The sequence below is a fragment of the Tenacibaculum sp. MEBiC06402 genome (assembly GCF_049239625.1).
Taxonomy (GTDB): domain Bacteria; phylum Bacteroidota; class Bacteroidia; order Flavobacteriales; family Flavobacteriaceae; genus Polaribacter.
Genome location: NZ_JBMKKT010000100.1, coordinates 194,860 through 217,585, shown reverse-complemented (window position 1 = coordinate 217,585; position 22,726 = coordinate 194,860). Strand labels below are relative to the sequence as shown.

At 32.5% G+C, this 22,726-nt stretch carries 21 protein-coding genes and 2 tRNA genes; 7 read left to right on the top strand and 16 right to left on the bottom strand.

Going from position 1 to position 22,726, the window contains the following annotated elements:
- Nucleotides 1–5: 5 nt before the first annotated feature.
- Both ACOSP6_RS13505 and proS read right to left on the bottom strand, forming a co-directional pair.
- Nucleotides 6–77: transfer RNA gene (locus ACOSP6_RS13505), tRNA-Glu, on the bottom strand.
- Nucleotides 78–150: 73 nt separating this feature from the next.
- The gene (proS, locus tag ACOSP6_RS13500; protein WP_422094434.1) at nucleotides 151–1,629 is read right to left on the bottom strand and encodes a proline--tRNA ligase; all 1,479 of its coding nucleotides are present in this window, start codon (nucleotides 1,627–1,629) and stop codon (nucleotides 151–153) included.
- A 137-nt stretch (nucleotides 1,630–1,766) separates the two neighbouring features.
- Here proS and ACOSP6_RS13495 point away from each other — a divergent pair, with 137 nt between their 5' ends.
- From ACOSP6_RS13495 to ACOSP6_RS13475, 5 genes are all read left to right on the top strand, one after another.
- Entirely contained in the window at nucleotides 1,767–2,996 is a 1,230-nt protein-coding gene (locus ACOSP6_RS13495; protein WP_422094433.1) for a hypothetical protein, read from the top strand.
- A 46-nt stretch (nucleotides 2,997–3,042) separates the two neighbouring features.
- A complete protein-coding gene (locus ACOSP6_RS13490) occupies nucleotides 3,043–4,404 on the top strand; it encodes an OmpP1/FadL family transporter (protein WP_422094432.1) in 1,362 nt (453 codons plus the stop codon).
- Nucleotides 4,405–4,521: 117 nt separating this feature from the next.
- On the top strand, nucleotides 4,522–5,415 hold the full coding sequence (locus ACOSP6_RS13485; RefSeq protein ID WP_422094431.1) for a NifU family protein: 894 nt from the start codon (nucleotides 4,522–4,524) through the stop codon (nucleotides 5,413–5,415).
- Entirely contained in the window at nucleotides 5,408–6,136 is a 729-nt protein-coding gene (ubiE, locus tag ACOSP6_RS13480; protein WP_422094430.1) for a bifunctional demethylmenaquinone methyltransferase/2-methoxy-6-polyprenyl-1,4-benzoquinol methylase UbiE, read from the top strand. Before ACOSP6_RS13485 ends, ubiE begins: the two co-directional genes overlap by 8 nt.
- A gap of 1 nt (nucleotide 6,137) precedes the next feature.
- Complete coding sequence (locus tag ACOSP6_RS13475; protein ID WP_422094429.1) at nucleotides 6,138–6,836, top strand: porin family protein; 699 nt, start codon at nucleotides 6,138–6,140, stop codon at nucleotides 6,834–6,836.
- Between the two features lie 492 nt (nucleotides 6,837–7,328).
- Here ACOSP6_RS13475 and ACOSP6_RS13470 read toward each other — a convergent pair whose 3' ends face one another.
- Genes ACOSP6_RS13470 through ACOSP6_RS13460 form a run of 3 tightly spaced genes read right to left on the bottom strand, consistent with a single transcriptional unit; the run spans nucleotide 7,329 to nucleotide 8,963 of the window.
- Nucleotides 7,329–8,135 (bottom strand): mechanosensitive ion channel family protein, encoded by an 807-nt coding sequence (locus ACOSP6_RS13470; protein ID WP_422094428.1) that lies wholly within the window; start codon nucleotides 8,133–8,135, stop codon nucleotides 7,329–7,331.
- A 31-nt stretch (nucleotides 8,136–8,166) separates the two neighbouring features.
- Nucleotides 8,167–8,388 (bottom strand): hypothetical protein, encoded by a 222-nt coding sequence (locus ACOSP6_RS13465; RefSeq protein WP_422094427.1) that lies wholly within the window; start codon nucleotides 8,386–8,388, stop codon nucleotides 8,167–8,169.
- 2 nt (nucleotides 8,389–8,390) lie between these two features.
- Nucleotides 8,391–8,963, bottom strand: a complete 573-nt coding sequence (locus ACOSP6_RS13460) for an RNA polymerase sigma factor (protein ID WP_422094426.1) — start codon at nucleotides 8,961–8,963, stop codon at nucleotides 8,391–8,393.
- A gap of 209 nt (nucleotides 8,964–9,172) precedes the next feature.
- Here ACOSP6_RS13460 and ACOSP6_RS13455 point away from each other — a divergent pair, with 209 nt between their 5' ends.
- Nucleotides 9,173–10,036, top strand: coding sequence for a sigma-70 family RNA polymerase sigma factor (locus ACOSP6_RS13455; protein WP_075341103.1), 864 nt, complete (start codon nucleotides 9,173–9,175; stop codon nucleotides 10,034–10,036).
- A gap of 92 nt (nucleotides 10,037–10,128) precedes the next feature.
- Nucleotides 10,129–10,788, top strand: coding sequence for a ribulose-phosphate 3-epimerase (gene rpe / locus ACOSP6_RS13450; RefSeq protein ID WP_422094490.1), 660 nt, complete (start codon nucleotides 10,129–10,131; stop codon nucleotides 10,786–10,788).
- Here the strand turns inward: rpe and ACOSP6_RS13445 are convergent.
- From ACOSP6_RS13445 to mraY, 11 genes are all read right to left on the bottom strand, one after another.
- Nucleotides 10,748–11,569, bottom strand: coding sequence for a zinc-dependent peptidase (locus ACOSP6_RS13445; RefSeq protein WP_422094425.1), 822 nt, complete (start codon nucleotides 11,567–11,569; stop codon nucleotides 10,748–10,750). The two genes, rpe and ACOSP6_RS13445, sit on opposite strands and share 41 nt — an antisense overlap.
- 308 nt (nucleotides 11,570–11,877) lie before the next feature.
- Nucleotides 11,878–11,951: transfer RNA gene (locus tag ACOSP6_RS13440), tRNA-Arg, on the bottom strand.
- Between the two features lie 12 nt (nucleotides 11,952–11,963).
- Nucleotides 11,964–12,410, bottom strand: coding sequence for a GatB/YqeY domain-containing protein (locus ACOSP6_RS13435; RefSeq protein ID WP_422094424.1), 447 nt, complete (start codon nucleotides 12,408–12,410; stop codon nucleotides 11,964–11,966).
- 83 nt (nucleotides 12,411–12,493) lie between these two features.
- Nucleotides 12,494–14,398, bottom strand: a complete 1,905-nt coding sequence (gene ftsZ, locus ACOSP6_RS13430; protein WP_422094423.1) for a cell division protein FtsZ — start codon at nucleotides 14,396–14,398, stop codon at nucleotides 12,494–12,496.
- Nucleotides 14,399–14,444: 46 nt separating this feature from the next.
- Entirely contained in the window at nucleotides 14,445–15,791 is a 1,347-nt protein-coding gene (gene ftsA / locus ACOSP6_RS13425) for a cell division protein FtsA (RefSeq protein WP_422094422.1), read from the bottom strand.
- The gene (locus tag ACOSP6_RS13420; protein WP_422094421.1) at nucleotides 15,784–16,521 is read right to left on the bottom strand and encodes a cell division protein FtsQ/DivIB; all 738 of its coding nucleotides are present in this window, start codon (nucleotides 16,519–16,521) and stop codon (nucleotides 15,784–15,786) included. Before ACOSP6_RS13420 ends, ftsA begins: the two co-directional genes overlap by 8 nt.
- Complete coding sequence (gene murC / locus ACOSP6_RS13415; protein ID WP_422094420.1) at nucleotides 16,514–17,866, bottom strand: UDP-N-acetylmuramate--L-alanine ligase; 1,353 nt, start codon at nucleotides 17,864–17,866, stop codon at nucleotides 16,514–16,516. Before murC ends, ACOSP6_RS13420 begins: the two co-directional genes overlap by 8 nt.
- Complete coding sequence (gene murG, locus ACOSP6_RS13410) at nucleotides 17,866–18,957, bottom strand: undecaprenyldiphospho-muramoylpentapeptide beta-N-acetylglucosaminyltransferase (protein WP_422094419.1); 1,092 nt, start codon at nucleotides 18,955–18,957, stop codon at nucleotides 17,866–17,868. Before murG ends, murC begins: the two co-directional genes overlap by 1 nt.
- A 10-nt stretch (nucleotides 18,958–18,967) precedes the next feature.
- Nucleotides 18,968–20,155 (bottom strand): FtsW/RodA/SpoVE family cell cycle protein, encoded by a 1,188-nt coding sequence (locus ACOSP6_RS13405; protein ID WP_422094418.1) that lies wholly within the window; start codon nucleotides 20,153–20,155, stop codon nucleotides 18,968–18,970.
- A gap of 6 nt (nucleotides 20,156–20,161) precedes the next feature.
- Nucleotides 20,162–21,496: a UDP-N-acetylmuramoyl-L-alanine--D-glutamate ligase gene (gene murD, locus ACOSP6_RS13400; RefSeq protein WP_422094417.1), complete on the bottom strand. Its 1,335-nt coding sequence runs from the start codon at nucleotides 21,494–21,496 to the stop codon at nucleotides 20,162–20,164.
- A 1-nt stretch (nucleotide 21,497) separates the two neighbouring features.
- Nucleotides 21,498–22,724, bottom strand: coding sequence for a phospho-N-acetylmuramoyl-pentapeptide-transferase (gene mraY, locus ACOSP6_RS13395; protein ID WP_422094416.1), 1,227 nt, complete (start codon nucleotides 22,722–22,724; stop codon nucleotides 21,498–21,500).
- Nucleotides 22,725–22,726 lie beyond the last annotated feature (2 nt).

The window sequence follows — 22,726 nt, the reverse complement described above, 5'->3', positions numbered from 1 at the left end:
CTTTGTACTCCGTACGGGATTCGAACCCGTGTTACCAGGATGAAAACCTGGCGTCCTAACCCCTAGACGAACGGAGCAAAACAATCTTTTCAGTTTGCGGGTGCAAATATATAATGCTTTTTAAAAACCGCAAAACTTTTTTTGTTTTTTTTAATATGCTTTTGCAAAAAGAACTCTTTTACTAGATTTTTCACCAGTAAACACACATACTCCATCCTCCTCAACGGCATCATTAGGAATACATCTAATAGTTGCTTTTGTTAATTCCTTGATCTTATCTTCAGTCTCCTCTGTCCCATCCCAATGGGCAGATACAAAACCTCCTTTATTCTCTATCGCATCTTTAAACTCCTCAAGAGAGTTTACTTCTGTTATGTGTTCATTTCTATAATTAACAGCTTTAGAATATAAATTCTCTTGAATCTCAGCTAATAAGTTTGAAATGTAATCTACTACGTTTTCTTGAGAAACAGTCTCTTTCTCAAAAGTATCTCTTCTAGCTACCTCAACAGTACCATTCTCTAAATCTCTTTTACCAATTGCAACTCTTACAGGAACACCTTTCAATTCATACTCAGCAAATTTTGCACCAGGACGCATTGTATCTCTATCATCAAATTTAACTGAAATCCCTTTAGCTTTTAACTCAGTAATTACGCCTTGTAACTTATCAAAAATTGCATTCAATTGATCTTCTCCTTTATATATCGGAATGATTACAACTTGAATTGGCGCCAATTTTGGTGGTAACACTAATCCTGAGTCATCAGAGTGAGTCATAATTAACCCACCAATCAATCTTGTAGAAACCCCCCAAGATGTTGCCCAAACATACTCTTGCTTACCTTCTTTAGAAGTATATTTTACATCAAAAGCTTTTGCAAAATTTTGACCTAAAAAATGCGAAGTACCTGCCTGTAAAGCCTTTCCATCTTGCATCAATGCCTCTATAGTGTAGGTGTCATCTGCTCCGGCAAAACGTTCACTTTCCGACTTTACTCCTCTTACAACAGGCATTGCCATAAACTGTTCAGCAAATGTTGCATAAACTTCTTGCATTTGTCTCGCCTCTGCTATTGCTTCATCTTTTGTAGCATGCGCAGTGTGACCTTCTTGCCATAAAAATTCAGCTGTTCTCAAAAACAGCCGTGTTCTCATCTCCCATCGAACGACATTTGCCCATTGGTTAATTAATAATGGTAAGTCTCTATGCGATTGAATCCAACCTCTATAAGTATTCCATATAATTGCCTCTGAAGTTGGTCTTACAACTAACTCCTCTTCTAATTTCGCATTTGGATCTACTCTTAACTTCCCCTCTTTTTCTGGATCATTTTGTAATCTATAATGAGTAACCACTGCACACTCCTTTGCAAATCCTTCTGCATTTTTCTCTTCAGCCTCAAACAAACTTTTAGGTACAAAAAGTGGAAAATAAGCATTTTGATGCCCTGTTTCTTTGAACATCCTGTCCAATTCCGCTTGCATTTTTTCCCAAATTGCAAAACCATAAGGTTTAATAACCATACAACCTCTTACTGCAGAAGTCTCAGCTAAATCAGCTTTTACCACTAATTCGTTATACCATTTTGAATAATCCTCAGATCTTTTCGTTAAATGTTTACCCATAATCAAAAGTTTGGCATAAAAATTGCAGTTTTTTATGCGTAAATTATGTGTGCAAAACTACAATAAAGTTGTGTATTTTTACAATAGTTTTTTCACATTGATTTACACTGTTATTAACTAATAAAAAAAGATAAGATATGACACCACATTACGCCAAAACCAAACTTCCACTTTATCTCTTATCATTACTTGTGGTAACTACACTATTTTCTTGTGCTACAACCCAGTCTGTTGCTGGTAGTGATGATGGTATATATGCAGATGACAATGAAACTCAACAGAGAAAAGTAGTTGTTCAAGACACAAACAGAGATTACAAAAATTATAATGAAAATTATTTCACAAAAGAACTGGAAAGACTAGATGGCTTAAACGGTACTGATATCTTGACTGACATTGAAAGTTATCAATCAGAAGATTACGAATTTGAAGATGAAACGATTGACGAAGATCCAGATACTCAAATCAATTATAATAGTGAGAATGCTCCATGGGGCTATGATTCTGATTCAGATGTTGTAATCAATGTGAATACATTTCCTCGTTACAGACTAGGTTGGAATTTTAATACTTATTGGGGAGATCCTTTTTGGGACGGTCCTTTTGGCTGGAATCGATGGGGGTGGAACTGGGGTTATGATCCTTACTGGTATCCATACAACAATGTTGGATGGGGATGGGGTTGGAATAATTGGAGATGGAACAACTGGGGTTGGAACAATGGATTATACTGTCCACCTAATGGATATTACGGCTTAGCTTACAGAAATCGTCGCGGTTTTTATAACAACAGATATAATAGAGGTGGAATATATAGTAGAAACACCCTAGCTTCAAATAGAAGAACGCATTACAGAAATTCTACAAGAGCATTATCAAGAAGATCTTCAAATATTTACAGAAGAAACAATAGTCAAATTTCAAGAAATAGAAGAAATAATAGTGTTAGAAACTCTAATGGAACCAGAATCAATAGAAAAACTAAAATAAGAAGATATAGAACCGGAGGAGTAAGACCTTCTAGAGGAAACACAGGAGGCTATAGACCAAATAGATCAGGTGGGTCTAATAATAGAACTGGAGGTTATAAACCTTCAAGAACAAGAAGAAACTCAGCCAGTACAGGTGGATACAAACCTTCTAGAACAAAATCATCAAAGAGCAATTCAAAGAGAAGATATGCTAACAAAAGTAATAATTCTAACTCAAGATATTCTAACAGAAGTAGTTCTTCTCGAAACAGTAGTTACTCGAGCAGTAGAAGTAGCAGAAGTTCTTCTAGAAGCTATTCATCTGGAAGTAGCAGAAGCTCTAGAAGTTTCTCTTCAGGAAGAAGTTCTTCAAGAGGTAGCTCAAGAAGAAGATAAAATACTAGCCTAAAAACTTAGTTCACAAAAGAAATTAGCATAAAACATGAAACGATTTATATTATTCGTAGCTTTTGCTACTACAGTACTTACGTCCTATTCTCAGGCATTAGATTACAACGACTTAGGGATTTTATTTTCAAAGGACAACACAATTGGTACGGCGAGATTTAACGCAATGGCCGGAGCATTTGGTGCTTTGGGAAGCGATGTTTCTTCAACAGATATTAATCCGGCTGGAGCCGCTGTTGCAAGGAATAGTAAATTTTCGGTAACCCTTGCCAATAAAAATATGGACTTAGCTGTAAACTACTATAATAACAAAACTAGTTTACAAAACGAATACTTTAATATTTCTCAAGCTGGTGGTATTTTTGTTTTTGACATTGACCATAGAAATTCAAATTGGAACAGATTTGCAATCTCTTTCAACTACAAAATGAAAGCAGATTTCGATAACCTTTATACTGGAAGTGGAAATAGCCAATTTTTATTCTATGACCAACATATAAACGATACATCCGACCCAGCGAATATTTTTGATCGTTCAATAGAACAACGCTTTTCTAACGAAACAAGAGGACTAAATAGTTCTTTTAATATCGGGTTTTCAGCAGTACATGATAATAAACTTTATGTGGGAGCATCTCTTAAATTTCATAACCTAGAATTTAGAGAAAGGTCTTTTTTAGCAGAAATGAATGATGACATCAACGGAAACATCTTAGATGTCGAAGATTTTAACGAACGTTTTATAGAAGGAAATGGGTTTTCTTTTAATCTTGGTTTCATATACAAGCTTAACAAGTTTATCCGCTTAGGAGCTTCCTATGAATCTCCGACTTGGTATCAAGAAACTATTGAGGAAAGAGCTGGAAGTTTAACAATGTTTGAAATTCCAAACTTAGGCATTGATGGTTTGGAAGAACGTTTTTTCGAAGGACCTTACTCATTAAGATTTACAACACCAAGTAAATTAACTGCCAGTGGTGCTCTTATTTTTGGAAAAGAAGGACTAATCAGTGTAGATTATACTTATAAAGACTTCCAAAACTTTAATTACCGTGAAGTTGACCAAGTTTTACAGGACGCGAATCAATTCTTTAGCACTGATTTTAGAGCTGTTCAAAAGCTTAGTGTTGGTACAGAATGGAGATTTGACCGAGTTAGCCTAAGGGGAGGATACTCTTATGAATTGGATCCAAATTTAGTTGTAGGAGGAAATACGAACAAAGATAACATTAGAGCATTTTCTGCTGGTCTAGGATACAATTTTGGAAATACGCAAATAGATTTGTCTTACCAACAATCAGAAAACAAACAATTTTATTCATTGTATAATACTGCTGATATTGACATTGATAATATTACTTCAAGAATAGCAGCAACTATTACTTTTAGTTTATAAAAATTAATTGGGGATTTTTATATAAAACCTCTTAGGTGTAATGATAACTTACAATACCTAGGAGGTCTTTTTTATTTAATCACTTTTTTACTGTAATTTTGCATTTCATTTTTACTTATGGAAAATATTATAATTCAAATACAAGAAACTAACAATAACTCGATTATAAAGTTTGTTAGTAATACAATATTGATTAATGGTGGTAGTTTTGAATTCAACAATATTGATGAAGCAAAATCATCTCCACTTGCCCAACAACTATTCTACTTACCTTTTGTAAAAAAAGTATTTGTTACTGCAAATTTCATTGCTGTTCAACGTTTTGATATTGTTGAGTGGCAGGATGTTCAAGAAGAGGTAAAAGAACAAATTCAAGCTTACTTAAATAGTGGAAATGCTGTTATTACGAAACAAGAAGAGAAAACCAATGCTATTGAAGTGTATGCTGAAGTTACTCCTAATCCTGCAGTAATGAAATTTGGCACGAACAAAGCTTTAACACAAACAGATGTTGAATTAAAAAACATTGAAGAAGCCAGTAAATCTTCACCTTTAGCACAAGCTTTATTCAGCTTCCCTTTTGTTAAGGAAGTTTTTATTTCAGAAAACTATATTTCGATTTCTAAATTTGATATTGTAGAATGGAATGAAGTATATCAAGAAATAAGAACCTTCATAAGACAATACTTACAGGAAGGAAAAAGCATCATTTCTAGTTTACCTGAAACAAAACAGAAGGAGGAAGTTCTAGTAAGTAATGAAAATCTAGATGAGACTTCTACCAAAATTATTGAAATTTTGGACGAATATATCAAGCCAGCTGTTGCATCAGACGGAGGAAACATCGCTTTTCGTTCTTATGATACAGAAACAAAAAGAGTAAGCGTTATCTTGCAAGGTGCTTGCAGTGGGTGTCCTTCATCTACAATTACTCTCAAGAATGGAATCGAAACTATGCTAAAAGAAATGTTACCTAACCAAATCAATGAAGTAATCGCTGTAAATGGATAAGCAAATAAAACCTTATAAAGATTCTGAGCTAGGGAAAAAGGAGCAAGTAGCTCATATGTTTGATACAATCTCTAAAAACTACGATGGACTAAATCGTGTTATTTCATTAGGTATTGATGTAAGCTGGAGAAAAAAAGTAGTAAAGTTAGTTTCAGAAAACAACCCTAAGCAAATTTTAGATATTGCAACAGGAACTGGAGATTTGGCATTAATGATGGCGGAGTTAAACCCAGACAAAATTGTTGGTTTAGATATTTCTCCTGGGATGTTAGAAGTGGGTAAAGAAAAAATTAACAAAGCTAACCTATCTGACAAAATAGAAATGGTTGTTGGAGATAGTGAAAATATTCCTTTTGAGGATAATACTTTTGATGCCATAACAGTATCCTTTGGAGTGCGAAATTTTGAAAACTTAGATAAAGGTTTAACAGAAATACATCGAGTTTTAAAACCTGGAGGTAAATTTGTGGTATTAGAAACTTCAAACCCCACAAAATTTCCTTTTAAACAAGGGTATAAATTTTACACCAATTTCATTCTTCCAGTGATAGGTAAATTATTTTCAAAAGATAAAGTTGCCTATTCATATTTATCTGAAAGTGCAAATTCTTTTCCTTTTGGTGAGGCTTTCAACAATATTTTGACTAAAAACGGGTTTAAGAATGCAAATAGTTTACCCGTAACCTTCGGAGTAGCTTCAATTTATACATCGACAAAATAATATGCAAAAAAAGATTTTTATTTCTGCTTGTTTACTATTTATTTCTTGGTCTGTTCTTTCTCAACGTGAGAAAGTAGAAAATTTGCCAAGTTTTGATAAACGTAGATTACATTATGGTTTTTATCTAGGACTTAACACCAATGGTTTTAAGGTTGCTTATAAGCCTAGTGCATTTAACAATCCACAAATAGAAGTAACTTCTGAAGTTGGATTTAACGTTGGTTTAATTGCTGATCTAAAGCTTCACAATAACATAAACCTTCGTTTTGAGCCTGGTTTAATTTCTAATACAAAAATTCTAAAGTTTACGCATATAACAACGCCTGGTCAAGATACTAGGGAGGTAGGAAATACTTATTTACACTTACCTTTTATTTTTAAATTTAGCACTAACAGGTTAAACAATATAAGACCATATGTTTTAGGTGGTGCATCATTTGATTATAACTTTTCGAGTAATGAACGTAATCAAAATGACAACTTTGGAGGACAATTTCGACAAACTTCAAGCAACTATATGTATGAAGTTGGAATTGGTGTTGACTTTTATTTGCCTTATTTTAAATTCTCTCCTTCAATAAGAGGGATTTTCGCAATAAACAACGAGGTAAAATATGATGAGAGATCACCAAGTCAATGGACCGACCCTATAGATTTTATGGGAACACGTGGGATTTTTCTACACCTATCTTTTGAATAATTTATAAGAATAAGATATTATTTCGATATATAAAGAGCCGCTAATAGCGGCTCTTCTTGTCATTAACGTGCATGGATTGATGATATCCCCCAAAATCAAATAATCCCACTACACTTATAATTAAGACACATTAATTTACATTAAAGTCACACTGCCTCTATTTTCAATAAAAAAAGCCGCAAATAAAATGCGGCTTTGAGTTTACTATTTGTGCGGAAATTGTCGTCCCCCCAGAATACAAATATCCACACTATATATTGTTTAGACACATTTATTTTTGAAAGGTCACATCTAGAGAAATATTTTTTTTACCAAAAAAAAGAGCTAGTAAACTAGCCCTTTATGAGTTGCCCACTACGCAACCCTGTAGATAGAAGTCCCCCGAAATCTACCAAATAAATTATTATCATAAATACTTTTTATCTAAAGTATTTTATCTGAATGCGTTATAATATAAACTTTACAAATATATATATTTTTTTAATATTTAAATTACTTTTTAATAATAATTATATTATCGACAACTTCTTTAATTGGAAGCATTACTTCGCCATCTGAAGTTTTTATAGTAAAACAAATATTATCAATTGCTAATACAACCCCTTCTATATCATTTATCTTCACATGTGACCCGATGGCTATATTTCTTCTTGAATAATAACCAAACAATAATCGAGTTACAGCATCTCTCGCTCCTAAACCAAAGGCAATAGTAAATGCAAGTAATATAGAACCTATAACTAAAGTCAAGTTGCTCTTTATTAGAGAAGTATCAATATCAGCTGCATCTAAAGCCGTTATAGATAGAAAAATAACTATTAAGTAGAACGCTATGTTCGCCACAAGATTTCCTCCACTAATTTCCAATGACTTGAACATTCCTTGGATAGCCTTTTTCACCATAGTTCCTAAATATGCTCCTCCTGCAAAAATTGCTAAAGCAGAAACTAATTTTGGTAAGTATTTAAAGAAACTTCTTAATCCATCTGAAACAAAAGTAAGACCAAAAATATTCGAACCAGCCATTACGAATATTAATATCAATAACCACTTAAGGACTCCTAATATAACATTGGTTAAAACAATATTGATAGTAGTATCACCAAAAATTTTAGTTTCACTTAATTTCTCAGACCACTGATCAATCTTAGTCTTCGATAGAATTTTCTTCACAACTTTCAATAAAATCTTCGTGAACAACCATGCGAAAACTAAAAAACCTATAAACTTAAAAATCGAGGGAATTACCTCTTTAATATCATTCAAAATCTCTTCAAAAGGAGCTAATAAATCATTCATAATAGTGGTGTTAGTTTTTTTAAAAATTTAATTACTTCTTATCTGTATTTTTTTTATTCTTTTTATTCAATTGATCTACGTCATCAGCACCTCCCCCAGCTAATATATCACCAATAGCATTTGGATATTTAACCACAAATAAATCTGCCATATCTATGGATAACTTAATCATAGCAACATCATTCAGTACTTTTTTCTTAAGTACCTCCGGAAGCTCCTCGTTATGTAGTATTTTCTTAAACGGATTATCCATAATTACAAACTATTATAAGCTTTTACAACTTTTTCTTTAGCTCTTTTTACACGCATTTTCACTGCGCTTTCTCCAATATCTAAAACCTCGCATATTTCTTTTATACTCATATCATCTTGATATTTCATTAAAAGAATCATCTTATCCGAAGGGTCGATGATTTGCATGGCTTTAGCCAACTTCTCAGATTTTAATTCAAATAAAGATGCGTCATCTATTTCTTCCGTTTCTGCATCTTCATCTTTAATTACATCTGTAACAACTGTCACTTTTTCATTCTTTTTAGCACTATTTCTTTGTACATAATTCACACAAAAATTATAGGTAAAAGAATACAACCATGTAGAAAATTTGGATTTACCTTTAAAACTCCTAAGTTTAACAAATAATCTAACAAAAACATCGTGAGTTAAGTCTTGTGCCTCCTCCTTACTTTTTGAAAAGCCATAACACTTATTGTATACTAAGCCAGCATACCTATCGTACAAAATAGCGAATAAATGAGTATCATTCTTTTCGACTATTTTACGAACGAGTTCTTCGTCAGTTATATTATCAACTTTATTGGTATTCAAAAGTTCTCTTTCTTATATCTAAGTTTAGGTATATTGTATTGAGACACAAAATCTAAGCTCAGGTCACAATTCTATTTGGTGATTCGATAAAATTAACATTATTTAACAGTTGTGAAAATTTTTTTCAAAAAAATAAAAAGTTTTGTAACATTTTCGGAATAACTAACGTATAAGAAAGTGTAAAGTATGTATTAATTAATTAAAAGTTTATGAGACAACTTAAAATTACGAAACAGGTAACCAACAGAGAAACTGCCTCACTAGATAAATATTTACAGGAGATTGGGAAAGTAGATTTAATTACTGCAGATGAAGAAGTAGAGTTAGCGCAGCGAATTAAAGCTGGTGACCAAAGAGCTTTAGAAAAATTAACTAAAGCGAACTTACGTTTCGTAGTATCGGTTGCAAAACAATATCAAAATCAAGGATTAACGTTACCTGATTTAATTAATGAAGGTAACCTTGGATTAATCAAAGCGGCAAAACGTTTTGATGAAACTCGTGGTTTCAAATTTATTTCTTACGCTGTATGGTGGATTCGTCAGTCGATTTTACAAGCTTTAGCAGAGCAATCTCGTATTGTACGTTTACCTCTTAACAAAATTGGATCTATTAATAAGATTAATAAGATGTACGCTTTCTTAGAACAAGAAAACGAAAGACCTCCAAGTGCTGAAGAGATTGCTAAGAAATTAGACATGACAGTTAGTGACGTAAAAGAGTCGATGAAAAACTCAGGTCGTCATGTATCTATGGATGCTCCGTTAATCGAAGGTGAAGACTCAAACCTATACGATGTTTTAAACTCAGGTGAATCTCCAAACCCAGATAAAACTTTATTACACGAATCATTAAGAATTGAAATTAATAGAGCTTTAGAAACATTAACTCCACGTGAAGCTGATGTTGTTAGATTGTATTTTGGCTTAGGTGAACACCAACCAATGACTTTAGAAGAAATTGGAGAAACTTTTGATTTAACTAGAGAAAGAGTTCGTCAAATTAAAGAAAAGGCTATCCGTAGATTAAAGCATACTTCAAGAAGTAAAATTTTAATGACTTATTTAGGTTAATAAGCTTTTAATAATATCATCAAAAACTCTCGATACTTTTTATTGAGAGTTTTTTTTATGTTGTATTTTTGCCGCATTAACAAAACACACATATAATGAATAAACTTATTGCACCATCAGTTTTGGCGGCTGATTTTGGAAATCTACAAAGAGATGTAGAAATGGTAAATGGAAGTAAGGCTGACTGGTTTCATATCGATATTATGGACGGTGTTTTTGTTCCTAATATTTCTTTCGGAATGCCTGTTTTAAAATCTATTTCATCGCATGCAAAAAAGACAATTGATGTCCATTTAATGATTGTAGATCCTGATAGATATATTAAAACATTTGCGGATTTAGGAGCTGATATGTTAACTGTTCATTATGAAGCTTGTACTCATTTACACAGAACTATTCAAGCTATTAAGGCAGCTGGAATGAAAGCTGGTGTTGCTTTAAACCCACACACACCTATTTCTGTTTTAGAAGATATTATTATTGATTTAGACTTAGTTTGTATAATGAGTGTAAATCCAGGGTTTGGAGGACAATCTTTCATTGAAAATACTTATAAAAAAGTAAAACAACTAAAAGAGTTAATCACAACAACAGGTTCAAATTCTTTAATTGAGATTGATGGTGGAGTAACAAACAAAAACGCTAAGCAGTTAGCAGATGCTGGAGCTGATGTACTAGTTGCGGGAAGCTTTGTTTTTAAGAGCGAAAACCCTACTCAGACAATTGCTGATTTAAAATCGCTTTGTAATTAAGCATCTTTTCTATTTTAAAATATAGTTCTGGAAAATTATTCTTCAAGTCCTCAGGTGTTTCGAAGAAATGCTCCATAACAACAGACAAAAACTCAAGTGCATTTGTATTGGCATAATCTCTAAAGTAATTAGATTTCAATATTGCATTTGAGTTTTTTGGGTTTCTCATAAACTTTATAATCTCGAGAAATACTTTATAAAAAATTTTGGCACTCTTGTCTTTTGACTTTTTACCATGAAAAGTTAAAGCATGGGTGAATTCATGAATTCCTAAATTCAAATTATCATTCATAACTACTTCTCCCAATAAAAAATCTTCCCAAGAAAAAACGACTAATTTTAAACCTGGATTAAATTCACCTTTATGATATTGATCTGTAATAGTTGAATAATACGAGGTAGGATACACCATAATTTTATCAAACGTGGAAGACATATACCTTCTCATACCAAAAGTCAGTTTTATATAAGAACTAGCTATTAAAACTTTTGATTCAGGAGTTAATTCAAACCCGTCTCGCTCAATAAAATCATAATTCCTTATAAACTTTGTAAGACGATGTTCAAAATACGATTGATACTTTGGATTTAACTTTCTATAGAAGTCTATATTAGTTAAAAACTCCTTTTTATGTTTGGGTAGTTTTTTCTTGATAAAGTACAAGTGTACAAATATAGGTTTATTAAAAACAGCTATATAAATAGACTCTAACACATTAACCCCTATCGTTAATCCACTTATACCATATGTTAGAACTTTCAAATAAAAGTAAGACTTCATAGGCACCTTACATTAATAATTTAAAAACTTCACTTTTTATTGATTTAGTTGAATCCAATTAAAACTTATCGTGAAAAAAATAATACACAGAATTATATTTAGGCAAACTTAAAATTCTTTCACCTTATTATACAACTTAATATTGCGCATCTAGAGTTGAAATTAAACCAAACATGAGATGAAGTAGTGATAAAACTTTATTCGATGATAATTAAGTTATTTCTTATTTCCAGCAAAATAGTTCCTAGAAGTTTTCTTAATTGATTTATAAAAAAAATTTAATTCCCCTTTTTCCTTTCTTTTCCGTGCGACCTAGAGAGGATTCGAACCCCTAACCCTCAGAGCCGAAATCTGATATTCTATCCAGTTGAACTACTAGGCCTTTAAAGTATTCCTAAGATAACTTTTGCTTTACAATAGTAGAAATTGTTTTTCCGTCGGCTTGACCTGCCAATTTTTTAGAAACAATTCCCATTACTTTACCCATGTCTTTCATTCCATTTGCATTTACTTCATTAATGACTGCGGTAACAACTTTAGCAATTTCTTCCTCACTCAAAGCTTCGGGTAAAAATTGTTCTAAAACTTTAGCTTCAGCCAATTCAGGATCTGCTAAATCTTGTCTGTTTTGTTCAAGGTAAACTTTAGCACTATCTTTTCTTTGCTTTACCTGTTTTTGGATGATTTTTAATTCTTGTTCATCATTCAATTCTCCTGCTCCAGCCTCTGTTTTCGCCAATAAAAAAGCAGACTTCAATGCTCTTAATGCCGTTAAACTTACATTGTCTTTTGCTTTCATAGCCTCTTTCATTTTCTCTGTAATATCTTTCTGTATGCTCATTTCTTATTCTTTTATGATTCAAATATAATACATATAAAAAAATCCCGATTTCTCAGGATTTATATTTTAAATTTATACTAAAACTAATCTACATTATCATGAAGAAAAGAATTGTTTGACTTTAAAGGAAACTCTTCTGAATCTGTATCTAAAGGAGTTTTAATCTCACTAATCTTAGAATTCACATCAAGATCAACACCTAAACGCTTGTAGGCTGGTTGTCTTTCAATATCATCAATATTTTTATTTACTTGATCAGAGAATTTATAATTAAATCCTTTCATTTTTTCTCTTCTCTCCTTCGCTCTCTTCTGTAATTCAGTAATAGTTAAACTTAAAGGAGAAGCTTCATCTCCATTTAAACTTTCGTCATCATTTTCGTTTGGAGTCTTTGTTCTAACCTTGAATTGTAACGCTTCTTCCTCTTCTCTTGCTTCAACAGCAGGAGTCGAACTTTTTCCAATTGTAGGTTGGATATCAAAATCTTCCAACACATATCTTTTTTCTAAAACTGGCTTAACTTCCTCGGCTACAACGTTAATATTTTTGATAGCCTCAGTCGTTTCTATTAAATCATTCTCATTAGATTCAGTAGGTTTAATTTCTTCGAACGAGTTTAATGGTAAATCAAACAAAAGATTCTGTTGAATTGTAGGAGATTCCTCAATTTCTTGTTTAATTTCTTGTTTTTTAGTTACGTTCGTGATTACAAACTCAGTTTCTGGAATAGCCGTAAAATTATCGAATGTAACTTCTTCAAAATCTACTTCAATATTCTTTATAGCCTCCGTTGTTTCAATTAAGTCTACTCTATTTGGAACAACCTCTTTCTCTTCATTTAAATCTAACACATGTACAACCTTTTCTTCTTTTCTATTTAATGAAATAGGCTCTTCTAGTGTTGGTGATTTTATTACGGCCTTTTTATCGAACTCATAAGTTGCTTTTTGCTCATCTTCTAATGTGTGAACGATTTTTTTTGTTTCCACATTATTGATTGTTTGTTGTTGATCTTGTGCAAATCCAGTTGCAACAACAGTTACAGAAATACCTTCTTCTAAAGCCTCATCTTCACCGATACCCATTATAATGTTAGCATCATAACCAGCTTCTGTTTGAATGAAATCATTGATTTCACCAATTTCATCTAAAGTAACTTCATTAGAACCAGATACAATTAATAATAACACATTCTTTGCGCCCGTAATTTTATTATCATTTAGTAATGGAGAATCTAATGCTTTAATGATAGCATTCTTTGCACGGTTATCACCTGATTCTCTCGCTGATCCCATAATAGCTGTTCCACTATTCGCTAATACTGTTCTAGCATCGTGTAAATCGATATTTTGTTTATAATGATGCGTAATTACTTCTGCGATACCTTTTGCTGCAGTTGCTAAAACTTCATCGGCCTTAGAGAAACCAGATTTAAAACCAAGATTTCCATAAACCTCACGTAACTTATTATTATTGATAACAATTAAAGAGTCAACATTTTTACGCAGTTCATCTATTCCTTTTTGAGCTTGTTTTGAGCGCATTCTTCCTTCAAACTGAAATGGCATTGTAACAATTCCCACTGTTAAAATGTCCATATCTTTAGCAATTTTAGCAATAATTGGAGCAGCACCAGTTCCAGTTCCACCTCCCATTCCAGCAGTAATAAACACCATTTTTGTATGTGTATTTAACATTTGCTGAATTTCTTGTATACTTTCTGCAGCTGCTTGTGCACCTACATCAGGATTTGCTCCTGCACCTAAACCTGAAGTTAAGTGTGCTCCTAATTGAATTTTATTAGGAATCGGACTATTTTCTAATGCCTGTGCGTCGGTATTACAAATTACGAAATCTACTCCGTGAATTTGTTTACTATACATGTAATTTACTGCATTACTACCTCCTCCTCCAACACCAATTACTTTAATTGTATTTGATTGTGTTTTTGGCATGTCAAATGAAATGTTATCAAATTCTGCGCTCATAATAACTATTCTTTTTGTTTAAACTCTTTATCTCTTAATTAATTTTTTACTCTGCGTTATCTAAAAACTCCTTAAATCTTTCGGTGAATTTTTCTAAAAACGACTTACCTCTCTTAATAGTTTTTTCCTTTTGTTGCTCTTCGATGATTTCTTTTGAATCTTCAACAGAAATTTGATCAACAATTGCTTCCTGTTCTTGAACAATAACTGGTTCTTCTTCGATAATTGTAGATTGTTTTTCTAAACCTTCCATTAGTAATCCTACTGCAGTTGCATATGAAGGGCTAGACAATACATCTTCACTATCTCCAGCTAAATGTTCGTTTGGATACCCAATTCTAGTATCCATTCCTGTAATATATTCTACTAACTGTCTCAAATGCTTTAACTGAGATCCTCCACCAGTTAAAACAATTCCAGCTATTAATTTTCCTTTTTGAGTTTCGTGTCCGTAATTTTTAATTTCCAAATACACATGCTCGATAATTTCTTGTACTCTCGCATGAATTATTTTAGAAAGATTTTTCAATGTAATCTCCTTTGGTTCTCTCCCTCTTAATCCAGGAATAGAAACAATCTCTGTTTCTTTATTTTCTCCCGGCCAAGCTGAACCGAATTTAATTTTTAAAAGCTCTGCTTGCTTTTCAATAATTGAACATCCTTCTTTTATATCCTCTGTAATTACATTTCCTCCAAACGGAATTACTGCAGTATGGCGAATAATTCCATCTTTAAAAATGGCTAAATCAGTTGTTCCACCACCTATATCGATTAATGCTACACCTGCTTCTTTCTCTTCCTGACTTAACACTGCTGAAGATGACGCTAACGGCTCTAAAGTGATATCTGCTAAATTTAAACCTGCACTCTTTACACATCTACCAATATTTCGAATAGAAGAAACCTGACCAACTACCACATGGAAATTCGCCTCTAATCTTCCACCATACATTCCAATTGGCTCTTTAATATCTGGTTGACTATCTACTTTAAACTCCTGAGGTAACACATGAATAATTTCTTCTCCAGGCAACATAACTAACTTATGTACTTGATTTACTAAATTTTCAATGTCCGTCTCTTCAATTACCTCATCTGCATTTACTCTTGTGATATAATCACTATGATGAAGACTTCTTATATGTTGGCCAGCGATACCAACCACGACCTCACTAATCTTTTGTCCTGAAACACTTTCAGCTTCATCAACGGCTTGTTGGATTGACTGAATAGTTTGAGTAATATTATTTACAACACCACGCTTTACTCCCAAGCTTTTTGCTTTTCCAATACCAAGCACTTCAATTTTACCATACTCATTCTTGCGACCAATCATCGCAACAATCTTGGTAGTACCAATATCTAAACCAACTGCAATTTTATTATTATCCATCTTGATTTTGTTTTGTACACACCACTTGGTTGTGGTATTTAATATTTATAATTTTATACTTACTAATTGTTTTGTCTTTTAAAGACTTGTTATAAAAAGCTTTCAACTTTTTAAACTTCAAATTCACATCTTCATATTCTCCAAAGTGAATCTTGTAATCACCACTTCGAACATCTAACACATATTCATTGGAGTTTAACCTTGTTATTCCTGTGACTTCTTTTTTCAAAAAATCATCTTGAGAAATAAACAAAATTAACCCTGTTATATCTTCTATATGAGAAGACACGTCATTACCCATTACCAATGGTACTCGAGCAGAAAAGTTCTCTGATAAAGGAATTTTAAATCCATTATCATCAATATAATAAACTTGTTCTCCAGAAATAACCCTAGCTATAGGTTCTTTTTGTGAAATATGAGTTTTTATTAATCCCCCTGGTGTTATAAAAACCTTAGCCTCATCGACATAAGGATTTGCTAACACTTGTTCCTCTAGATGGTGTAAATCTATGATTCTTTTCGGTTGGTTTTTAACTGTAACCTGACTTTGTATTAACAATTTATTAACCGTCTCGTGCGTCAAAAATGAATTCTTACCTTCCTCAAATTTCACTTCTACTGAATGAACTTTTCTATCTAAGTTTCTCTTTTTTGTAAAACCATATAAAACCGATAAAATCAGTAACAAACAGATAAATATTGGATATATAATTATTTTTCTATTCATGTTTTTTCACTCGATTTAACAATACCTTCTTTACATCTTCCAACAAAAGTCCGATATCCCCAGCACCTAACATCAAAACAACATCAGCATTTGAAGATTCCACAAACTTTATCATATCCTCTTTTGATAACAAACGCTTATTATCATTATCAATCTTTTCCAACAACCAGTTAGAAGTGACACCTTCCATCGGTAATTCTCTTGCAGGATAAATATCTAACAAAACTATCTCATCAAATTTGGACAATTCATTCGCAAAATCATCAACAAAATCTCTAGTTCTAGAAAACAAATGAGGTTGAAATACTACCAACACCTTACTACTAGGGTACATCTCTCTAACTGCAGCTTCTACAACTTTAATTTCCGTCGGATGATGTGCATAGTCATCTATTAACACCAAACCTTCCTCTTTTATTTTATAGGAAAACCTTCTTTGCACACCTGCAAAAGTTCTCAGCTGAGTTTTAATCTGATTTAATGAAATACCATACGAGTTTGCCATCGCCAAAGCAGCAAGAGCATTCATAATATTATGTCTTCCAGGTAAACTAAATTCTATGTCTAATATTTCTTCATTTGGTGTTAAAACATCAAATAAATATGCTCCATTACCTACCCTTAAGTTAAATGCTTTATAATCTGCATCCTCATCTATAGCATAAGTTAAACCTTGTAAGTTTAATCCTTTTGCTACGATTAATTTTTCAGTTACTTTATCAGAAAACTCTTTAAAAGACCCTAATAACGAATCATGTTCTCCGTATATATCAAGATGATCAGCATCCATTGATGTAACACACGCAATATCCGGAGATAATTTAAGGAAAGAACGATCATACTCGTCTGCTTCAACTACAGATACTTTGTCTTCTCCTAAAATAAGATTAGAATTATAGTTCTCTGCAACACCACCTAAGAACGCCGTAGCGTTAAATGGTTGCATTATGTGACCCAAAATAGACGAAGTTGTAGTTTTACCATGCGTTCCGGCAACAGCTAAACAAAAAGTATTTTCGGTAATTTTCCCTAGTACCTCTGCTCTTTTTAACACCATAAAGTCGTTATCAAAAAAATAGTTTAACTCCTTATGATTTTTTGGAATCGCAGGCGTGTATACAACTAACGTTTTCTCTTTATTCAAAAACCCTTTAGGTATCAAAGAAAGATTATCATCATAATGAATTTGAATACCTAACTGCTCCAATTCATTGGTTATTGGCGAAGGTGTTTTATCATAACCAGCAACACTTTTCTTATTGGCAGAAAAATAACGTGCTATAGCACTCATTCCAATACCACCAATACCTATGAAATAAACGTTATGTATGTTTTCTAAATTCACTAACTAATTAAACTTTCAATTTCGTTTACAATATGATTTGTAGCATTAGGTAATGCTAACTCATTTATGTTTTCACTTAAACTTTCCTGTTTACCTTTATCTTTCATTAAAGTTTCAAAAACTACAGGAAATGTATTTAACTCACTTTCTTTAAGCATCAGTGCACCATGTTTATCAACAATAGCTTTAGCGTTTTTTGTTTGATGATCTTCTGCAACATTTGGAGAAGGAATAAATATTGTTGGTTTTCCTACGATACATAATTCGGAAACAGAACTAGCTCCAGATCTCGAAATAATAAAATCGGCTCCAGCATAAGCTAAATCCATTCGATTTAAAAACTCAAAAACTTGAACATTACTTTCTTTATTATATTGTTTATACTCGTCGTAGTACAATTTTCCGCATTGCCAGATGAGTTGTACATTTTGATTTTTTAAAAACGATAATTCTAATTCTATTAACTGATTTATTCTTCTTGCTCCTAAACTCCCTCCAATTACTAAAACTGTTTTCTTATTTCTATCTAGTTTAAAAAACTCAATTGCCTCTTCTCTTTTTGTATGAATTGATAACAAGTCCTGACGAACAGGATTCCCTGTCTTTATAATTTTCTCTTTTGGAAAAAAACGCTCTAAATTATCGTAAGCCACACAAATTTTATTTGCTTTTTTACTTAATAACTTATTTGTTATTCCCGGAAAAGAATTTTGCTCTTGCACTAAGGTTGGTATTCCTTTTCTGTTGGCCATCATTAAAGTCGGTCCGCTAGCAAAACCTCCCGTACCAATAACAACATCAGGTTTAAATTTCCTAATAATCCTGCTTGCTTTCCACAGGCTACTAATTAGCTTGAATGGAAACAATAAATTTTTAAATGTTATTTTTCTTTGAATACCAGAAATCCACAAACCCTCAATATCATATCCGGCTTGAGGAACTTTTTCCATTTCCATTTTATCCTTTGCGCCAACAAATAAAATATTTGCCTCAGGGTATCGAAGTTTAATTTCATTGGCAATAGCAATTGCAGGATAGATATGTCCTCCTGTTCCACCACCACTTATAATAACACTTAACGATTTTCCCATTTGATTTTAATTATATGGTTTCATGCAAAATATCCAACGGATTATCATCTAAAATTGACTCCTCAGTTTCATTCTTTGAAGCACTTACACTCAAAATCATACCCAATGCAAAACAGGTCATCCAAATTGAGGTACCTCCACTACTAATTAGTGGTAACGTTTGTCCAGTTACAGGAAATAAATTAACAGCTACAGCCATATTAATTATTGCCTGAAAAACAATTGGCAAACCAACGGCGATAATTAACAATGTTGCAAATATTGTTGTTGCCTTTCTTGCCGATATTACAATTCTAAATAACAACAGAAAATAAATAAACAATACAAAAAGTGCTCCTACCAAACCATACTCTTCAACAATTATTGCATAAATAAAATCAGAAGAAGATTGAGGTAAAAAATTCTTTTGTACACTTTTTCCTGGACCTTTACCCGTAACGCCTCCTGTTGCTATTGCTATTTTTGCTTTTTCTACCTGATAATTTTCAGAACTCTCACCAGATAAAAAACCAGAGATTCTACTTTCCCAAGTTTGAATTCTGTTAGGCATAAGATCTGGAAAAGCTTTCGCAACAAGTATAAATAAACCTAAAGCAACTATTCCAACACCTACAATATTTGCGATGTATTTCATTGGATATCCACCTATAAAAGACAGCAATACTATCATAAAAAACAAGATAGCGGTAGTCGAAAAGTTAGCAGGTAGAATTAACATCAATATTATTCCAACTGGTAACCACAACTGCACCAAACTCTCTTTAAAAACTATTTGTTTTTCCTTATTCTTAGCTAAATATCTTGCCACATATACTAACAGCACCAAACCTGCCAAAGTAGATGTTTGAAAACCAACACCTACAAAAGGAATACGAATCCATCTACTTGCATTTGCTCCACCAATAGTTGAGCCTTGTGATATTGTTACTATTAACAACAATATTACTATAGGCAACATTAAAACTGAACCTCCACTAAAATATCGATACGGAATTTTATGTACTCCATAAAGGATTCCAAACCCCATAATTAAAAGCGCTATATGTTTTACCAAATGGCCCGATGTAGAACCGTTTCCTACCACATAAACCAAATTAGTACTAGCACTATAAACAGGCATAAAAGACAAAATTGCCAACATAGCCACTATTGCCCATATTGCCCTATCTCCTTTTATATGTTTAAATACTGTTTTCAATTTTTATTATAAATCTCTTACTGCATTTTTAAATTGACGACCTCTATCTTCGTAATCATCAAACAAATCAAAACTTGCACAAGCCGGCGAAAGTAAAACAACATCATTTTTCTCAGCTAACTTATGAGAAACTTTAACAGCCTCTTCTGCTCCTGCTGTTTCAACAATAACATCGACTACATTTTGAAAAGTATCTATGATTTTACGATTATCTAAACCTAAACAAACTATTGCTTTAACCTTTTCTCTTACTAAAGGCAATAGATCATTATAATCATTTCCTTTATCAACACCTCCAACAATCCAAACCGTTGGCCTGTCCATACATTCTAAAGCATAAAAAGTTGCATTTACATTTGTTGCCTTACTATCATTTATATAAGAAACACCTTCAACTTTCAATACTTTTTCTAAGCGATGCTCAGCTCCTTCAAAACTTGACATACTTTCAGTTATCGACTGATTTCTTACTTGCAATAATTTAGACGCAAGCATTGAAGCCATAGCGTTTTTAGTATTGTGCTTTCCTTTAATTGTTAAATAGGATGTGTTCATTATATACTCTTCTTCGTTTAATCTAATTATTATATTATTCTCTTTTAAAAATGCTCCGTATTCCAAATGCTCTTTCATTGAAAATGGAACTAAAGTTGATTTTATTGGGTTTTCTTTTAACCAACCAGTAATAACCGGGTCATCTAAATCATAAATCAAGAAATCGTTCTTGGTTTGATTTTTTGCTATTCTAAATTTTGAAGCGATATATTTATTAAAATCATAATCGTATCTATCTAAATGATCTGGGGTAATATTGGTAATCATGGCGATATGAGAATTGAAACTTTCAATTCCATCTAGCTGAAAACTACTCAACTCTAAAACATAATTCTCAAAACTTTTTTCTGCCACCTGTTTGGCAAAACTATCTCCAATATTTCCTGCAACACCAACATTTAATCCTGCATTTTTCAACAAATGATGCGTTAATAAAGTCGTTGTTGTTTTTCCATTTGAACCTGTTATTCCTACTATAGTTGCATCGGTATATTTAGCTGCAAATTCTATTTCAGATATCACCGAAATTCCTTTTGATCGCAACTCTTTCACTAGAGCCACATTATCCGGAATACCAGGACTTTTCATAACTAGATCTGCATCAAAAACCTTATCTTTTGAATGCTGCTTTTCTTCAAAACTTATATTATGATGTAAAAGAACCTTTTTATATTCTTTATTTATTTCTGCTAAATCAGAAACAAATACTTCAAAACCTTGTTTTTTACCTAAAATTGCGCTTCCTACTCCGCTTTCTCCACCACCTAGTACGACCAATTTCTTCATACTACCTCAACTTCAATGTCACTATTGTAAATACCGCTAACAAAATTCCCACAATCCAAAAACGTGTAACTATTTTACTTTCATGATAGTTTAGTTTTTGATAATGATGATGCAATGGAGCCATTTTAAATATTCTTCTACCTTCTCCGTATTTCTTTTTTGTGTATTTAAAATACCCTACTTGTAAAATCACTGATAAATTTTCAACTACAAATATTCCAGCCAATAGCGGAAGTAGTAATTCTTTTCTAGTAGCAATCGCGATCACTGCAATAATTCCTCCTATTGTCAAACTACCAGTGTCTCCCATAAAAACTTGCGCCGGAAACGTATTGTACCAAAGAAAACCGATCAAAGCTCCTGCAAATGCCAATATAAAAACCGTCATTTCACCAGAATTAGGTATATACATCACGTCTAGATAATTAGCAAAAACAATATTTCCTGAAACCCATGCAAACAATGCGAGAACAAGCACCATAATAGCAGAAGAACCTGCAGCTAAACCATCTATTCCATCCGTTAGATTTGCTCCATTTGACACACCTGTTACAATAAAAATTACAATCGGAATAAAAACTAACCAAGCATATTTTTCATAGCCATCTCCAAGAAAACTTAGTGCTTTAGCATAATCTAATTCATTATCTTTTAAAAATGGTACGGTAGTTTTTGTAGATTTATGAGCCTCTCCAAAAACTTGTTTTTTTCCATTAGCTTGAACGATTTGTTGATCCGCTGGTAATTGCTCTTTAATTGTTACAGAAGGACTGAAATACAGCATTGCACCTACAATAATTCCGAGGCCAACCTGACCAACTACTTTAAAAATCCCTTTTAAACCAGCTTTATCTTTTTTGAAAACTTTAATATAATCATCAGTAAACCCGATTAGCCCCATCCATACGGTTGTAATTAATAGAATTATTACATAAATATTCTCTAGTTTAGCAAACAAAACTGCAGGAATTAACGTAGCCAAAATGATAATAATACCACCCATTGTTGGTGTTCCAGACTTTTGCATTTGTCCTTCTAAACCAAGATCACGAATGGTTTCTCCAACTTGTAATTTTCTTAAATAATTAATAACTCTTTTACCGAAGATTGTTGATAACAGCAACGACAAAATAAAAGCCGCAGCAGAACGAAAAGTAATAAACTGAAAAACACTTGCTCCAGTTAAATTAAATTCGCTTTCTAAATACTCAAATAAATAATACAACATCT

Coding starts and splice junctions, on each gene's coding strand:
- ACOSP6_RS13455 (WP_075341103.1), top strand. CDS start 9,173: ATGAGACAACTTAAAATTACGAAACAGGTAACCAACAGAGAAACTGCC.
- murD (WP_422094417.1), bottom strand. CDS start 21,496: ATGAAGAAATTGGTCGTACTAGGTGGTGGAGAAAGCGGAGTAGGAAGC.
- ACOSP6_RS13495 (WP_422094433.1), top strand. CDS start 1,767: ATGACACCACATTACGCCAAAACCAAACTTCCACTTTATCTCTTATCA.
- ACOSP6_RS13470 (WP_422094428.1), bottom strand. CDS start 8,135: ATGAATGATTTATTAGCTCCTTTTGAAGAGATTTTGAATGATATTAAA.
- ACOSP6_RS13445 (WP_422094425.1), bottom strand. CDS start 11,569: ATGAAGTCTTACTTTTATTTGAAAGTTCTAACATATGGTATAAGTGGA.
- ACOSP6_RS13485 (WP_422094431.1), top strand. CDS start 4,522: ATGGAAAATATTATAATTCAAATACAAGAAACTAACAATAACTCGATT.
- murG (WP_422094419.1), bottom strand. CDS start 18,957: ATGGGAAAATCGTTAAGTGTTATTATAAGTGGTGGTGGAACAGGAGGA.
- ACOSP6_RS13435 (WP_422094424.1), bottom strand. CDS start 12,410: ATGAGCATACAGAAAGATATTACAGAGAAAATGAAAGAGGCTATGAAA.
- proS (WP_422094434.1), bottom strand. CDS start 1,629: ATGGGTAAACATTTAACGAAAAGATCTGAGGATTATTCAAAATGGTAT.
- ACOSP6_RS13420 (WP_422094421.1), bottom strand. CDS start 16,521: ATGAATAGAAAAATAATTATATATCCAATATTTATCTGTTTGTTACTG.
- ACOSP6_RS13475 (WP_422094429.1), top strand. CDS start 6,138: ATGCAAAAAAAGATTTTTATTTCTGCTTGTTTACTATTTATTTCTTGG.
- ubiE (WP_422094430.1), top strand. CDS start 5,408: ATGGATAAGCAAATAAAACCTTATAAAGATTCTGAGCTAGGGAAAAAG.
- ACOSP6_RS13465 (WP_422094427.1), bottom strand. CDS start 8,388: ATGGATAATCCGTTTAAGAAAATACTACATAACGAGGAGCTTCCGGAG.
- ftsZ (WP_422094423.1), bottom strand. CDS start 14,398: ATGAGCGCAGAATTTGATAACATTTCATTTGACATGCCAAAAACACAA.
- mraY (WP_422094416.1), bottom strand. CDS start 22,724: ATGTTGTATTATTTATTTGAGTATTTAGAAAGCGAATTTAATTTAACT.
- ACOSP6_RS13490 (WP_422094432.1), top strand. CDS start 3,043: ATGAAACGATTTATATTATTCGTAGCTTTTGCTACTACAGTACTTACG.
- ftsA (WP_422094422.1), bottom strand. CDS start 15,791: ATGGATAATAATAAAATTGCAGTTGGTTTAGATATTGGTACTACCAAG.